The sequence below is a fragment of the Kineococcus sp. R86509 genome, assembly GCF_042466365.1.
Taxonomy (GTDB): Bacteria; Actinomycetota; Actinomycetes; order Actinomycetales; family Kineococcaceae; genus Kineococcus.
In genome coordinates this window covers 4,278,495-4,293,222 of sequence record NZ_JAXHCE010000001.1, presented here as the reverse complement: position 1 = coordinate 4,293,222, position 14,728 = coordinate 4,278,495, and the positions used below count along the sequence as shown (strand labels likewise).

General features: G+C 72.9%; 11 protein-coding genes. 7 read left to right on the top strand and 4 right to left on the bottom strand.

What is annotated here, in order from left to right:
* Positions 1 to 78: 78 nt before the first annotated feature.
* Positions 79 to 2,388 (top strand): putative bifunctional diguanylate cyclase/phosphodiesterase, encoded by a 2,310-nt coding sequence (locus SJY07_RS20940; protein WP_380161443.1) that lies wholly within the window; start codon positions 79 to 81, stop codon positions 2,386 to 2,388.
* Here SJY07_RS20940 and SJY07_RS20935 read toward each other — a convergent pair.
* Positions 2,271 to 2,804: a hypothetical protein gene (locus tag SJY07_RS20935; protein WP_380161442.1), complete on the bottom strand. Its 534-nt coding sequence runs from the start codon at positions 2,802 to 2,804 to the stop codon at positions 2,271 to 2,273. The two genes, SJY07_RS20940 and SJY07_RS20935, sit on opposite strands and share 118 nt — an antisense overlap.
* A gap of 227 nt (positions 2,805 to 3,031) precedes the next feature.
* Between SJY07_RS20935 and SJY07_RS20930 the strand changes: the two genes are divergently transcribed.
* Positions 3,032 to 3,187 carry a hypothetical protein gene (locus tag SJY07_RS20930; protein ID WP_328292282.1) on the top strand — a complete coding sequence of 52 codons (156 nt, stop codon included), beginning with the start codon at positions 3,032 to 3,034 and terminating at the stop codon, positions 3,185 to 3,187.
* A gap of 217 nt (positions 3,188 to 3,404) precedes the next feature.
* Here the strand turns inward: SJY07_RS20930 and SJY07_RS20925 are convergent, their stop codons facing one another.
* Both SJY07_RS20925 and SJY07_RS20920 read right to left on the bottom strand, forming a co-directional pair.
* Positions 3,405 to 4,220, bottom strand: a complete 816-nt coding sequence (locus SJY07_RS20925) for an alpha/beta fold hydrolase (protein ID WP_380162450.1) — start codon at positions 4,218 to 4,220, stop codon at positions 3,405 to 3,407.
* A 10-nt stretch (positions 4,221 to 4,230) separates the two neighbouring features.
* Positions 4,231 to 5,676: a GuaB1 family IMP dehydrogenase-related protein gene (locus SJY07_RS20920; RefSeq protein WP_380161441.1), complete on the bottom strand. Its 1,446-nt coding sequence runs from the start codon at positions 5,674 to 5,676 to the stop codon at positions 4,231 to 4,233.
* Between the two features lie 117 nt (positions 5,677 to 5,793).
* On the opposite strand from SJY07_RS20920, the gene SJY07_RS20915 reads away from it, so the two are divergent.
* From SJY07_RS20915 to SJY07_RS20900, 4 genes are all read left to right on the top strand, one after another.
* Positions 5,794 to 6,561, top strand: coding sequence for a response regulator transcription factor (locus SJY07_RS20915; protein WP_328292284.1), 768 nt, complete (start codon positions 5,794 to 5,796; stop codon positions 6,559 to 6,561).
* Positions 6,558 to 7,733 carry a sensor histidine kinase gene (locus SJY07_RS20910; RefSeq protein ID WP_380161440.1) on the top strand — a complete coding sequence of 392 codons (1,176 nt, stop codon included), beginning with the start codon at positions 6,558 to 6,560 and terminating at the stop codon, positions 7,731 to 7,733. The genes SJY07_RS20915 and SJY07_RS20910 overlap by 4 nt, the downstream gene beginning before the upstream one ends.
* An 89-nt stretch (positions 7,734 to 7,822) precedes the next feature.
* Entirely contained in the window at positions 7,823 to 11,638 is a 3,816-nt protein-coding gene (locus tag SJY07_RS20905) for a multifunctional oxoglutarate decarboxylase/oxoglutarate dehydrogenase thiamine pyrophosphate-binding subunit/dihydrolipoyllysine-residue succinyltransferase subunit (protein WP_380161439.1), read from the top strand.
* A 172-nt stretch (positions 11,639 to 11,810) separates the two neighbouring features.
* On the top strand, positions 11,811 to 12,413 hold the full coding sequence (locus SJY07_RS20900) for a GDSL-type esterase/lipase family protein (protein ID WP_328292287.1): 603 nt from the start codon (positions 11,811 to 11,813) through the stop codon (positions 12,411 to 12,413).
* A 16-nt stretch (positions 12,414 to 12,429) separates the two neighbouring features.
* On the opposite strand, the gene SJY07_RS20895 is transcribed toward SJY07_RS20900, so the two are convergent.
* A complete protein-coding gene (locus SJY07_RS20895; protein ID WP_380161438.1) occupies positions 12,430 to 12,915 on the bottom strand; it encodes an ATP-binding cassette domain-containing protein in 486 nt (161 codons plus the stop codon).
* 106 nt (positions 12,916 to 13,021) lie between these two features.
* On the opposite strand from SJY07_RS20895, the gene SJY07_RS20890 reads away from it, so the two are divergent.
* Positions 13,022 to 14,707, top strand: a complete 1,686-nt coding sequence (locus SJY07_RS20890) for an alkaline phosphatase D family protein (RefSeq protein WP_380161437.1) — start codon at positions 13,022 to 13,024, stop codon at positions 14,705 to 14,707.
* Positions 14,708 to 14,728 lie beyond the last annotated feature (21 nt).

The following is a 14,728-nucleotide window of genomic DNA, read 5'->3' as shown; positions in this document are numbered from 1 at the left end:
GGGACCCCGACCGGCGTCGCGTGGGGGCTTCCCGGTCGAAACGCTTCAGCACCCTGCTCCGGCGGCCGACGATCCACCGTGATCGGTGACGCGAGCCAGCCTGCGGATCGGACGACCCGGCTCCTGCTGCTGGTCGTGGCGGTGGTCAGCCTGACGGCGCTGATCGTGCCGCAGCTGCGCACGCCCGTGATGCTCGTGGCCGTCTGGACCGCCCCCCTGCTGGTCCTGCGGGGTCGCCACCGGCACCACCGGGGCGCCTGGCCCTGGACGGTCGTCGCCGCGATGCTGACCGCCTGGGCGGGGGGTTTCACGGCCGGGGAGGTGCTCGGCCGGCACCATCCCCTGGTCCTGGTCTGCATGGGGACGGGTCAGCTCCTCGGCGTCGTCGTCGTCGCGCACATGGCGCAGCTGGCCGCCCGCCACCGCGGCCGCGCGGGCGCGAGCAGCCCGGGCGGTGCGCTCGACGTCGTCGTCGTGGTGGCCGTGCTGGTCACCGTCACCGCCCAGCTCGCCACGCTCGGCACGATGACCCCGTACTTCGTCCTGGTGGCCGGTGTGGACATCGTCCTGCTGGGTGCCCTCGTGAAGTTCGCCGTCTCGAGCACCGGCCTGGCCCCGTCCTCGCACCTGCTGCTCGCCGGGGGCCTGCTCTCCCTGGCCTACGACCTCTCCACCGCGGTGGAGAACAGCCGGCTGGCGGAGGCCGGCAGCGCGCAGGGGCTGCTGGGAACCCTCGCGGTGCTCGCGCCGGCGTGCGCCGCGACGCACCCCAGCATGCGGACGGTCTTCGATCCCGCCACCTTCACCCGCCGCCGGTCCGCCTCCACCGCGCTGCTGGGCCTGCTCCCGCTGGTCCTGGCCCCCGCCGCGCTCGCCTGGATCACCACCGCCCACCACGGCGGTGGGGGCGGCACGACGCGTGGACTGCCGCCCTGGGTCATCCCGGTGACCGGCGCCCTCGTGGCGGGCCTGTGCCTGGTGCGCGCGGCCCGCGTGCTGCGGGCCACCGAGCACCTCGCCGAACGCGACCCCCTGACCGACCTCGCGAACCGTCGTGGGCTGGCCAGGGCCCACCAGCAGCGGAGCACACCGGTCGGCCTGCTGCTGCTCGACGTCGACGAGTTCAAGCAGGTCAACGACACCCACGGCCACGACGTCGGTGACCTGCTCCTCCTCGCCGTGCGCGACCGGTTGCTGGCCGCCACCGCGGGTGACGGCGTCCCCGCCCGTCTCGGTGGCGACGAGTTCGTCGTCCTCACCGCACCCGCTCACCTGGACGCCGTCGCGGACCGGCTCCTGCACGCCCTGCGTGCCCCGCTGGTCGTGGGAGCCCTGCAGATCCGGGTCGGGGTGAGCATCGGTCTCGCCACGACGGCGACCACCGGGGCGCTCCCCGCCACCGCCGACCTCGCCGAGCTGCTCACCCACGCCGACATCGCCATGTACGCCGCCAAGACCGCCGGTGGTGGACGGGCCGCCACCTTCCACCCCGACATGCGGGCCGAGGTCAGCGCCCGCTACGCCCTGAGCAACGACGTCCGCCAGCTGCTGGCGCAGGACCCCGACGTCGGTCACCTCGAGGTCCACTTCCAACCGGTCGTCGACCTGCTCAGCGGCGACGCCGTCAGCGCGGAGGCGCTGATCCGGTGGCGCCACCCGGTGCACGGTCTGCTCGCCCCCGACGCCTTCCTGGGGTTGGTCGGGAGCAACGACCTCGACACCCAGCTCGACACCGCGGTCCTGCGCGCCACCGTCCACCACCTGCGCCGGTGGCAGGACGAGGGCCGCCCCGTCCTGCCGGTCAGCGTGAACATGACCGGTGCGAGCCTGGACGACCCCGCTCTGGCCACCAGCGTCCTGGCGGTGCTGGCCGACGCCGGGGTGCCCACCAGCTCGGTGCGCCTCGAGATCACCGAGCAGGACGAGGTCGCCGGTGCCGGTCCCGCCGCCGCCTCGCTGCGCGCACTGCGCGACGCCGGGATCCTCGTCCTCCTCGACGACTACGGCACGGGCTACACCTCGCTGGACTACCTGCGCCGCTTCCCGATCCAGGTCCTCAAGCTCGACCGGTCGCTCGTCAGCGCCTCCCCCCGGCCGGACGCCGACGCGATCGGGGCAGCACCGCAGGGCGACGTGCTGGAGCGCTCCGAGATCGTGGCGGCCGTCACCGCCATGGCCGGTCACCTCGGGCTGCAGGTCATCGCCGAAGGCGTGGAGACCACCGCGGAGCGCGACGAGCTCCTCGCGCTCGGCATCCGCTACGCCCAGGGCTACCTCTTCTCCCGTCCCGTCCCCGCCGCGGACTTCGCCGCGCGGTACCTGAGCCACCGCGACGGGTCCACCACCCGCTCCCCGGCGGCCGTCGAGGTGGCGTCGAGCGCCGGGTGAGTCACCGCTCCCCGGCGGCGAGCTGGGCCCGCAGGTCCACCAGACCCCTCGCGTGCACCCGGGGGGAGGTGAACGACGCCGGGTACGGGGTGCCGCGGCGGTCGATCCAGGCCCATCCCGTCCAGCACGTGCTCGACCGCGCTCTCCAGACTGCCGTCCAGACCCGCGGCCGGATCCTTCCGGAGGTCGACGTCGTGCAGCAGGGTCCGCAACGCCTCGGCCCCCAGCTGGGCGAACGGCCGCGCGTCCCCCACCGCGCTCAGGGCGAACCCGTCGCGCAGCACGGTGGCGAACCACAGCGGGGCCCGGTGCGCGGGAGCGCCCACCGCGAGGAACCGCTCGGCCAGCGAAGCGAGGTCGGAGAGCGTCTCGTTGACGTCGAAGACGATCACCGAGGGGGACGGGGTCGGGCTCACGGAGGACTCCTTCACCGGGGACACCGGAGTCATCCTCCGGCCGACGGGCCCCGCGCGCCCGCGACGGGAACCGCCACGCATCCCCCGTGCTCGGGCGATCACCCCGCGTCGCGGTTCCGGGCGATGGGGTGAATCCGGCGCTCAGAGACGTCTGTGCGTCGTCTCAGTTCGCCGATGCGACGCCCACGCGGTCTGATCGAGGCTCATCCCCCACCTGGAGGCACCACATGATCATCCTGGGCATCGTCCTTCTCATCGTCGGTCTGCTCGCCAAGATCTCGATCCTCACCACCATCGGGGTCGTCCTGCTCGTCATCGGCGCGGTCCTGGCCATCCTCGGCGCGGCCGGGCGCGAGATCGCGGGCCGCAAGCACTGGTTCTGAGGTTCCGGCGCCGTCGCCCCTCCGGCGCTCAGAAGCCCGGTCGCGCCTCCGGCGCTCAGAAACCCGGTCGCGCCTCCGGCGCTCAGAAACCCGGTCGCGCCTCCGGCGCTCAGAAACCCGGTCGCGCCTCCGGCGCTCAGAAACCCGGTCGCGCCTCCGGCGCTCAGAAACCCGGTCGCGCCTCCGGCGCTCAGAAACCCGGTCGCGCCTCCGGCGCTCAGAAGAGGGTGTCCCCCAGCAGGAACGTCTCGATCGGCGCGACGCAGCGCCGCGCGGCGCGCAGCAGGGAGTCGTGGCCGCAGCCGCCCGCGACGAGCGCGGTCGCGGTCGGGACGGCCTCGGCCATCGCGAGCGCCGCGGTGCCGAAGTGCCCGGGGCTCCTCTCCCCGAAGAGCAGCAGGGCACGGGCGGGCAGACCGGCGTAGACGTCGGCGGGGCCGTCGAACTGCAGACCGGCGCGGGTCTCGGCGAGGACCTGCGGCAGCCGGGCCGCGGTGGAGCGTCCCCACTCGGTCCGGGCCAGCACCCCGCCGAGCAGTCGCTGCACCCGCTCCGACCGCACGGCCTGCGAGGAGGACCGCAGGTGGCGGTCCAGGTGGGCGAGGGCGAGGTCCGGGGAACCGGTCGCGAGCGCCCGGGCGGCCTGCTCGAGGGCTTCCTCGGGAACCGACCCGTCGATGGGCAGGACCGCGTCGTAGACCGCGACGCGGTCGATGTTGCGTTCCAGCAGCCCGGCCGTGGCGAGCAGGGCGACGAGACCGCCGAGGCCGTGGCCGAGGACGAGCCTCGCTCCGGTGCAGGTCAGCAGCGATCCAAGCAGGGCGACGTCGTCGGCGACGGCGTAGCGTTCCCCGGCGCGGCCGACGGCCTCACGGTCGTAGCGGTGCACGGTGAACCGGGCGCCGAGGCGGTCGGCGAGCTTCGCGTAGTCGCCCGACCCGCGGGCGCCGTGCACGAGGACGAGACCCGGTCCGGCGCCGGAGGTGACGACGTCGACGGGCGAACCGTCCGCCCGCCGCACGCCTTCGAGCATCACGGGGAGGTCACCACCCCGCAGGCAGCGGACGACCCTCGTCGTACCCGGCGAAGGACTGGATCCCGACGACGGCGCGTTCGGCGAACTCGGCCACCGAGCGCGCACCGACGTAGGTGAAGGAGGACCGCACGCCGGAGGTGATCTGGTCGAGGAGGTCCTCGACGCCGGGGCGGGCGGGGTCCAGGTGCATGCGCGAGGAGGAGATGCCCTCCTCGAAGAGTCCCTTGCGGGCGCGCTGGAACGGCGTGTCGGCCCGGGTGCGGGCGGCGACCGCACGGGCCGAGGCCATCCCGAAGCTCTCCTTGTAGGCCCGGCCGGCGGCGTCGTGGGCGAGGTCGCCGGGGCTCTCGTGGGTCCCGGCGAACCAGGAGCCGACCATGACCTGGCTGGCCCCGGCGGCCAGGGCGAGGGCGACGTCGCGCGGGTGCCGGACCCCGCCGTCGGCCCAGACGTGCCCGCCGAGCTCGCGTGCCGCGGCGGCGCACTCGAGGACGGCGGAGAACTGGGGGCGCCCGACGCCGGTCATCATCCGGGTCGTGCACATCGCACCGGGGCCGACGCCGACCTTCGCGATGTCCGCGCCGGCCTCCAGCAGGTCGCGGACGCCCTGGGCGGTGACGACGTTCCCCGCGACGACGGGGACCTGCGGGTCGAGGCCGCGCACGGCGCGCAGCGCCTCCAGCATCTTCTCCTGGTGACCGTGCGCGGTGTCGACCACGATGGTGTCGATCCCGGTGTCCAGCAACGCCTTCGCGGTGGCCGCGACGTCGCCGTTGATGCCGACGGCGGCGGCGATCCGCAACCGGCCGTGGGCGTCGAGGGCCGGGGTGTAGACGGTGGAGCGCAGCGCGCCGGTCCGGGTGAGGGCCCCGAGGAGGACCCCGTCGCGCACGACGGGGGCGAACCTGCGGCGGGAGTCGTGCAGCGTGGCGAAGGCGGCCTCGAGGTCGGCCTCGGCCACCGCGGCCTCGATGCTCACGGGTTTGGTGCTCATGACCGTGCCGACCTGGGTGAAGCGGTCGACGTCGGCGCAGTCCGCGGGGGTGACGACCCCCAGCACGTGCCGGTCGGCGTCGAGCACCACGGCGGCGCCGTGGGAGCGCTTCGGCAGCAGGTTCAGCGCGTCGGCGACGGTGTCGTGCTCGTGCAGCACGACGGGGGTCTCGAAGACGGGGTGGCGGGCCTTGACCCACGCCACGACCTCGGCGACGACGTCGAGCGGCAGGTCCTGCGGCAGCACGGCCATCCCGCCGCGGCGGGCGATCGTCTCGGCCATCCGGCGACCGGACACGGCCGTCATGTTGGCGACGACGACGGGGATCGTCGTCCCGGTCCCGTCACCCGTGGAGAGGTCGACGTCGAGCCGCGAGGTCACGGTGGACCGCGACGGGGCGAGGAAGACGTCGCTGTAGGTGAGGTCGTGCTCGGGCCGGGAGCCGTCGAGGAAGTGCACGGGCACAGCCTAGGCCGACCCCTCCCTCGCGGAGAGCGTGTGCAGGCCTCGTGCACACAGCGGGCGTCCGGGCCGCGTCCGGGTTCGGCGGCGCCCGGCCGTCCTACCCTGAGCGGTATGAGCATCGGAACCACGTCCGCACCCCAGGGCGGGCAGGGCCAGCAGCCGCCGCGGACGGCCGTCGTCGTCGAGGACGAGCCCACCATCGCCGACGCCGTCGCGCGCCGCCTGCGCGCGGAGGGCTACACCGTCGAGACCGCCGGGGACGGCCCCAGCGGCGTGGAGCTGTGCGAGCGGGTGAACCCCGACGTCGTCGTGCTCGACGTGATGCTCCCCGGTTTCGACGGGCTCGAGGTCTGCCGCCGCGTGCAGGCCGCCCGTCCGGTGCCGGTGCTGATGCTGACGGCCCGCGACGACGAGACGGACAAGCTCGTCGGCCTCGGCGTCGGGGCCGACGACTACATGACGAAGCCGTTCTCGATGCGCGAGCTCGTCGCCCGGGTGAACGGCCTGGTCCGCCGGGTGGAGCGGGCCCGCGCCCTCGTCGGCGCCCCCGTCCCCTCGGCGGAGGCCATGCGCTTCCCCGTCTCCGACGGCGAGCTGGAGATCGACCGCGCGCAGCGCCGGGTCCGCCGCGCGGGCGCGGAGGTGCACCTGACGCCGACGGAGTTCGACCTGCTGGTCTGCCTGGCGGAGTCCCCGCGCACGGTCCTGACCCGCGAGAAGCTGCTCGAGGAGGTGTGGGACTGGGCCGACGCCTCGGGCACCCGGACCGTGGACAGCCACGTGAAGGCGTTGCGCCGCAAGCTGGGCGCCGACCTCGTCCGCACCGTCCACGGTGTCGGCTACGCCTTCGAACCCACCGGCGGTCAGGAGACCTCGTGAGCTCCCGGACGCCCGAACCCCTGCAGGGCACCGGTCTCACCGGTCCGATCCCGATCACCGGCGCGGCGCACGACGCCCGCGCCGGTGCGGCCCGGACGGCGACGCGCCGGCCGTGGCCGGACGTGCGTCCGCTCGACCCGGTCCACTCGATCAAGACGAAGCTGGCCGTGCTGGTGGGGGCCTCGGTGACGGTGGCCGCCCTGCTGGTGTGGAGCGGGCTGCGGCTGGCCGAGATCCACATCGGACCCCGCTACACCCTGCCCATCGCCATCGTCGTGACCCTCGTCTTCACCCAGGTGCTGGCGCGGGGCATGACGTCCCCCCTGCGCGACATGACGGCCGCGGCGCGCGCGATGGCCGGGGGTGACTACTCCCGGCGGGTCCGTTCCACCTCCAACGACGAGGTCGGCGAACTCGCCGACGCGTTCAACCGGATGGCCGAGGACCTCGAGGCCGTCGACCGCGAGCGCCGGGAGCTCGTCGCGAACGTGAGCCACGAGCTGCGGACGCCGGTGTCGGCGCTGCACGCGGTGATGGAGAACCTCGTGGACGGGGTCTCGGAGCCGGACCACGAGACGTTGAACACGGCGCTGGCCCAGACCGAGCGCCTGGGCCGGCTGGTGGAGCAGCTGCTGGACCTGTCCCGCCTCGACGCGGGGGCGGTGTCGCTGGACCGCGAGGACCTGGCCCTGGAGCCCTTCCTGGGTCAGGCGACGCGGGCGATGTCGATGACGGGACGCGACGTGCAGTTCGTCCTGGACGTCGAGCCGCGCGGGCTGGACGTCTACGTCGACTCGGCCCGGTTGCACCAGGTGGTGGCGAACCTGCTGGACAACGCGTCGCGGCACTCCCCGCCCGGCGGCAAGGTGTTCGTCTCGGCCCACCCGGTGGGTGACGCGGGGCAGGTCGTGCGCATCAGCGTGCAGGACCAGGGGCCGGGGATCCCGGACGCCGACCGCGAGCGGGTCTTCGAGCGGTTCCAGCGCGGGAGCGCGCGCACCGACGGCGGGACGGGACTCGGGTTGGCCATCGCGCGCTGGGCCGTGCAGTTGCACGGCGGGACGATCCGGGTGGCGCCGACCCCCGAGGAGGGCGGATGTCGGATCGACGTCAACCTGCCCAGGGTGACCGATGCTTCACCGGGTGTGACCGAAGCCGCAACGTCGGGCTGAGGGCGGGCGGCGGGCGCATACCACACGGGGATAGGGTGGAGCAGCGCCCGCAGTCGGATGACAACCTTGAGGAAGAAGGCGACAACGCCGTGCCTCCACAGCCCTCGCACCACGAGGACAAGATCGCAGCGACGTTCGGCCCGAACGAGTGGCTCGTCGACGAGCTGTACGAGCAGTACCTGGCCGACAAGTTCTCCGTCGACGAGGCGTGGTGGGAGTTCTTCGCGGACTACTCCCCCGCGGACAGCCCCGCAGGCACCACCCAGGCCGCCCCGGCCGGCGCGAACGGCACGAGCAACGGGCACGCGAACAGCGCCACGAGCACGACCCCCGCGGTGAGCGCTCCCGCGAAGACCTCGCAGTCCCCCACCGCGAAGGCCCCCGCCGCGAAGGCCCCGGAGCCGGCACCCGCGGCGAAGGCCCCCGAGAAGGCGGTCGTGGCGCCGGCCCCGCAGCCGACGAAGACCGAACCGAAGGTCGTGACCAAGGACGTGTCCGTCACGGACAGCGCACCCGCAGCCCCCCGCACCGACACGGTGACCCCGCTGCGCGGCCCCGCCGCGCGCGTGGTGAGCAACATGGAGGACTCCCTCGAGGTCCCCACCGCGACGAGCGTGCGCGCGATCCCCGCGAAGCTGCTGGTCGACAACCGCATCGTCATCAACAACCACCTCAAGCGCGCCCGGGGCGGGAAGGTCTCCTTCACCCACCTCATCGGGTTCGCCGTCGTCGAGGCGCTGGCGACGATGCCGTCGATGAACGCGGCCTACACCACGGACGCCAAGGGCAAACCGGCTGTGCTGCAGCCGGCCCAGGTGAACCTCGGGATCGCCATCGACCTCCCCAAGCCCGACGGCACGCGGCAGCTGATGGTTCCCGCGGTGAAGGACTCCGGGGGCAAGAACTTCTCGGAGTTCTGGACCGCCTACGAGGACGTCGTGCGCCGCGCGCGTGGCGGCAAGCTCACCGCGGACGACTTCGCCGGCACGACGATCAGCCTCACCAACCCGGGCACGATCGGGACGGTCCACTCCGTCCCGCGCCTGGTGAAGGGCCAGGGCGCGATCATCGGCGTCGGGGCGATGGAGTACCCCGCGGAGTACCAGGGCGCCAGCGAGGAGACCCTGACCCGCCTCGCGGTCAGCAAGGTCATCACGCTGACCTCGACCTACGACCACCGCATCATCCAGGGCGCCGGCTCGGGTGAGTTCCTGCGGATCGTGCACGCGAAGCTGCTGGGCGAGGACGGGTTCTACGACCGCGTCTTCCAGGCGCTGCACATCCCCTACCAGCCGATCCGCTGGACGCCGGACATCTCGATCAGCCACGACGACCAGATCAACAAGACGGCCCGTCTCGTCGAGCTGATCCACGCCTACCGGGTGCGTGGTCACCTCATGGCCGACACCGACCCGCTGTCGTACGAGCAGCGCATCCACCCCGACCTCGAGATCGAGACCCACGGCCTGACGCTGTGGGACCTCGACCGCGAGTTCCCCACCGGGGGTTTCGGCGGCAAGGCGCACATGAAGCTGCGCGACGTCCTCGGGGTGCTGCGCGACTCCTACTGCCGCACCGTCGGCATCGAGTACATGCACATCCAGGAACCGGACCAGCGCAAGTGGATCCAGGACCGGGTGGAACGTCCCTACGCGAAGCCGTCGGCGGCGGAGCAGCTGCGGATCCTGCGCCGCCTCAACGCGGCCGAGGCCTTCGAGACGTTCCTGCAGACGAAGTACGTGGGGCAGAAGCGGTTCTCCCTCGAGGGCGGCGAGTCCGTCATCGCGCTGCTGGACGCGCTGCTGTCCCGCGCGGCGACGAACGGCATGGACGAGGTCTGCCTCGGGATGGCCCACCGCGGTCGCCTCAACGTGCTGACCAACATCGCCGGCAAGAGCTACTCGCAGGTGTTCCGCGAGTTCGAGGGCATGCAGGACCCGCGCACCGTCCAGGGTTCCGGGGACGTGAAGTACCACCTGGGCACCGAGGGCACCTTCACGGGCGAGGACGGCGAGCAGACGAAGGTCTACGTCGCCGCGAACCCCTCCCACCTCGAGGCCGTCGACCCCGTGCTCGAGGGCGTCGCGCGCGCCAAGCAGGACCGGATCAACATGGCGGGCAAGACCTTCCCCGTCCTGCCGGTCCTCATCCACGGTGACGCGGCGTTCGCCGGTCAGGGGGTCGTCGCCGAGACGCTGAACCTCTCCCAGCTGCGCGGCTACCGCACCGGTGGTTCCGTCCACGTCGTCATCAACAACCAGGTCGGGTTCACCACCGCCCCCGCGTCCTCGCGGTCCTCGGTGTACTGCACCGACGTCGGCCGGATGATCCAGGCGCCGATCTTCCACGTGAACGGTGACGACCCGGAGGCCTGCGTCCGGGTGGCGCAGCTGGCCTTCGAGTTCCGCCAGACGTTCGAGAAGGACGTCGTCATCGACATGGTCTGCTACCGCCGCCGCGGTCACAACGAGGGCGACGACCCCTCGATGACGCAGCCGTTGATGTACAACCTCATCGAGAAGAAGCGCAGCGTCCGCAAGGGCTACACCGAGCAGCTCATCGGGCGCGGCGACATCTCCGTCGAGGACGCCGAGGAGGCGTTGCGCGACTACTCCGCCCAGCTCGAGCGCGCGTTCGCGGAGACCAAGGAGTCCAAGTCCGGTCCCGTCGACGGCGACAGCCGCGGTGGGCTGGAGAAGCCGGCCGCGCAGGAGGCCGACGCGCGGACTCCCGCCAGGACCCACCCGACGGCGGTGGACGCGGCGGTGCTCAAGCACATCGGTCAGGTGCAGTCGAACCCGCCCGAGGGGTTCACCGTCCACCCCAAGCTGCGGCAGCTGCTCGACAAGCGCGAGCAGATGTCCACCGACGGCGGGATCGACTGGGGCTGGGGCGAGCTGCTCGCCTTCGGGTCGCTGCTCATGGAGGGCACCCCCGTCCGCCTCGCCGGCCAGGACTCCCGCCGCGGCACGTTCGTCTCCCGTCACGCCGTCCTCACCGACCGCGTCACGGGCGACGAGTGGACCCCGCTGCTCTACCTGGGCCGCGAGGGCCAGGAGCAGGGCAAGTTCTGGATCTACGACTCGCTGCTGTCCGAGTACGCCGCGATGGGTTTCGAGTACGGCTACTCGGTGGAACGTCCCGACGCGCTCGTCCTGTGGGAGGCGCAGTTCGGCGACTTCTTCAACGGCGCGCAGACGGTCATCGACGAGTTCATCGTCGCGGGCCAGCAGAAGTGGGGCCAGCACTCCTCCGTCGTGCTGCTGCTGCCGCACGGCTACGAGGGTCAGGGCCCGGACCACTCCTCCGGTCGCATCGAGCGGTTCCTGCAGATGTGCGCCGAGGACAACATGACCGTCGCGGTCCCCTCGACCCCGGCGAGCCACTTCCACCTGCTGCGCCGTCAGGCCTACGCCCGCCCGCGCCGCCCGCTGGTCGTCTTCACCCCGAAGTCGATGCTCCGGCTGAAGGCCGCGCAGTCCTCCGTGGAGGACTTCACCTCGGGGACCTTCCAGGAGGTCATCGACGACCAGGGCGGCCTCGACCCGGCCGCGGTGACCCGGGTGCTGATGTGCTCGGGGAAGGTCTACTGGGACCTCCTCGCCGAGCGCACCGCGCGCCAGGACACGACGACGGCGATCGTCCGCCTCGAGCAGCTCGCGCCGCTCCCGGTCGAGCAGGCCGTCCGCGTGCTCGGGCAGTACCCGAACGCGGAAGCGGTCTGGGTGCAGGAGGAACCGGCGAACCAGGGCGGTTGGTGGCACGTCGCGATGGGTCTCTTCCCGTCGCTGAACGCGAAGCTCCGCCTCGTCTCGCGTCCCGCCTCCGCCTCTCCGGCCGCCGGTTCGGCCAAGCGTCACCAGGCCGAGCAGCGCCAGATCGTCGAAGAGGCGTTCAACCGCTGATCACGGCACCACGCGGCGAACCCCGTCACCCCTCCGGGTGGCGGGGTTCGCCGCGTGGTGCCCGGTGAGCGCAGCGGGGTCCCCGGCAGCGACTATCCTCGGCCTGCCCCGCCAGTCATTCGTGGCACGACCCCCTGATGAGGAGCACCACCCGCGTGAGCGAGGACCTGAAGTGAACGGCCGCTACGACGTGCGGGTGTGCCTCGTCGGCGACGAGTTCGTCACCGGTGTGGGCGACCCCCGCGCCCTCGGCTGGGTCGGCCGCGTGTCGGCCCGCACCCCGCGCGACGACCGCGACATCACCCTCTTCCCGCTCGGCGTGCCGGGCGAGACGACGACGGACCTGAACAACCGCTGGCGCGAGGAGACCTCGCGCCGCTTCGTCGGCGGCGACGAGCACCGCCTCGTCGTCGGCCTCGGCCACGCCGACCTCGACGCCGGGACGACGCTGGCCCGCAGCCGGCTCAACCTGGCCAACGTCCTCGACGAGTGCGAGGCCCGCGGTCTGCCGACCCTCGTCGTCGGCCCGACGCCGGTCTCCGACGCGGAGCGCAACGAACGCATCGGTGACCTCGCCGACGCCTTCGCCGACGTCTGCGCGCGCCGCCGGATCTCCTACGTCGACACCTTCTCCCCGCTCGCCGAGCACGAGGACTGGTACGCCGACCTCGCCGCCTCCGACGGGATCCACCCGGGCCAGGCCGGCTACGGGCTGCTGGCGTGGCTGGTGCTGCACAGCGGGTGGTACGACTGGCTGGGCGTCCCGCAGCCGTGACGGCTCACGCGACGACTCACAGGACCCGGCGCCAGTAGCGCTGCGGCGCTGGGCACCTCCCGGCGCCCAGGACGAGGGAGTTCCGGAACGACAACGCCGACTCGGGTTCGTCCAGCAGCAGCATCCCGACCGGACGCATCCACGCGGCGCCGACGACGTCGAGGAACGACTCCTCGTGGCTCATCTCGTGCAGGTTCGAGTGCGCCGGCGACCCGGCGTCGCGCAGGAAGCTGTAGAAGCGGTGCATCGTCTCCGCGCGCAGGAAGAACACCTCCCGGGCCTTCGCGACGCCGCGCACGACCTCCAGCCGGGACCCGAGGCTCGAGGCGTCGACGGCGGCCTCCGCCCGGCCGGGGGCGTGGCGGCGCAACCCGCCCTCGGCGTGGACCTCGAGGGCCTCGGCGATCCCCTCGACCAGCGTCGACTTCCCCGCCCCGTTCTCCCCGACGAGGAACGTCACCCCGGCGGGCAGGTCCAGGCCCTCGGTGAGCAGTTGTGTCACAGCGGGTATGGAGTCCGGCCACGCAGTGCCGTCGATCTCGGCATCCGGGCGACGGTGGACACGGCGTACGAGTCGCGGACCTCTCGGCATGGTCCAAGATTGCCCGGTGCCCCAACTCCTGCTCGGACCGATCCTGCGCCACGTCGATGCGACGGGAGCCACGGTCTGGGTGGAGGTCGACTCCCCCGGGTCCGTCACCGTCGACGTCACCCTGCCCGACGGCTCCACCGTGCGGGGCGGGGACCGGACGCTGAGCCTGCACGGGCACCACTTCGCCCTCGTCGTGGTCGACGGGCTGCCGACGGGTCGCTCCCTGCCGTACACCGTCAGCGTCGACGACGTGGGCGTCTGGCCGCTCGTGGGGTCCTCGTGGCCCGCGTCGTGGATCAGCACCCCCGCGCCCGATGACGAACTGCGCCTCGCCTTCGGGTCGTGCCGCCGCGCCGGGGACGACGGGGAGGAGTCCACGGCCCTCGTCGGGGTCGACGCGCTCTCCGCGCTGGCCCGGCGGATGGTCGACGAGCCCGAGACGCCGCGCCCGGACCTGCTGCTCTTCGTCGGTGACCAGGTCTACGCCGACGACCCCAACCCCGGGATCGTCGACCGGCTGCGCGAGCGCAACGAGGGCCGCCCCGAGGGGGCGCGCGAGGTCCGCGACGAGATCGGGGACTTCGAGGAGTACACCTGGCTCTACCACGAGACCTGGGGCCCGGAGGCGGTCCGCTGGCTGCTCTCGACCGTCCCGACCTGCATGCTGCTCGACGACCACGACCTGCGCGACGACTGGAACACCTCCGACGTGTGGCGCCGCCAGGTCAGCGAGCGGCCGTGGTGGGAGGACCGGGTCAAGGGCGCGTTCGCGAGCTACTGGATCTACCAGCACCTCGGCAACCTCTCCCCGAAGGACCTCGCGCAGGACCGGCTCTGGCGGGTGCTGCGCGACATCGAGGACGACACCGAACGCGACGCGGTCCTCGACGAGTTCGCCGCGACCGCCGACGCGGACCCCGCCAGCGCGCGCTGGAGCTTCTCGCGCGACCTCGGCGCGACCCGGCTGGTGGCCATCGACTCCCGCTGCGCGCGCCGCCTCGACCCGGACGACCGGCACATCACCGACGCCCAGGAGTGGGAGTGGGTGCGCGCCCAGGCCCTCGGCGTGGACCGCGAGGAGCCGGTGCAGCACCTGCTGCTGGCCACCACGCTGCCCGCGTTCCTGCTGCACGGGATCCACCACGCCGAGACGTTCGACGCGGCCGTCGCCGACGGCCGCTGGGGCGCCCGGGCCGCGGCGTGGGGCGAGAAGCTGCGCCAGGCCGCCGACCTGGAGCACTGGGCCGCCTTCCACCGCTCCTTCGTCGAGCTGGTGACGCTGCTGGGCGAGGTGGGTCGTCGCGAGCAGCCCCCCGCGAGCGTCCTGCTGCTCTCCGGCGACGTGCACTGCAGCTACACCGCGCAGGTCCACGTCCCCGGGGTGGACGCGGGACGCACCGCGATCCACCAGCTGGTGATGTCGCCGTTCCGCAACCCGCTGGAACGCGGGATGAAGGTCGCGAACCGGATCCTCGACCGCGCGCCCGTCCGCGGGTTCATCCGCGGGCTGGCCCTGTTGGCCGGGGTGCGCGAGCCCGACGTGCGTTGGGACGTCGAGCACGGGCCGTGGTTCGACAACGGCGTGATGACCGTCGTGCTCGACCCCGACGGCCCCGCCGGGGTCGAGGTGGACCACGCCGGGCGCAGCCAGGGCCTGCCGCGCCTGCGCCGGACGCTCACCCGGTCGTTGCGCGCCGTGTGACAAGTGCGTTACGAACGGGCG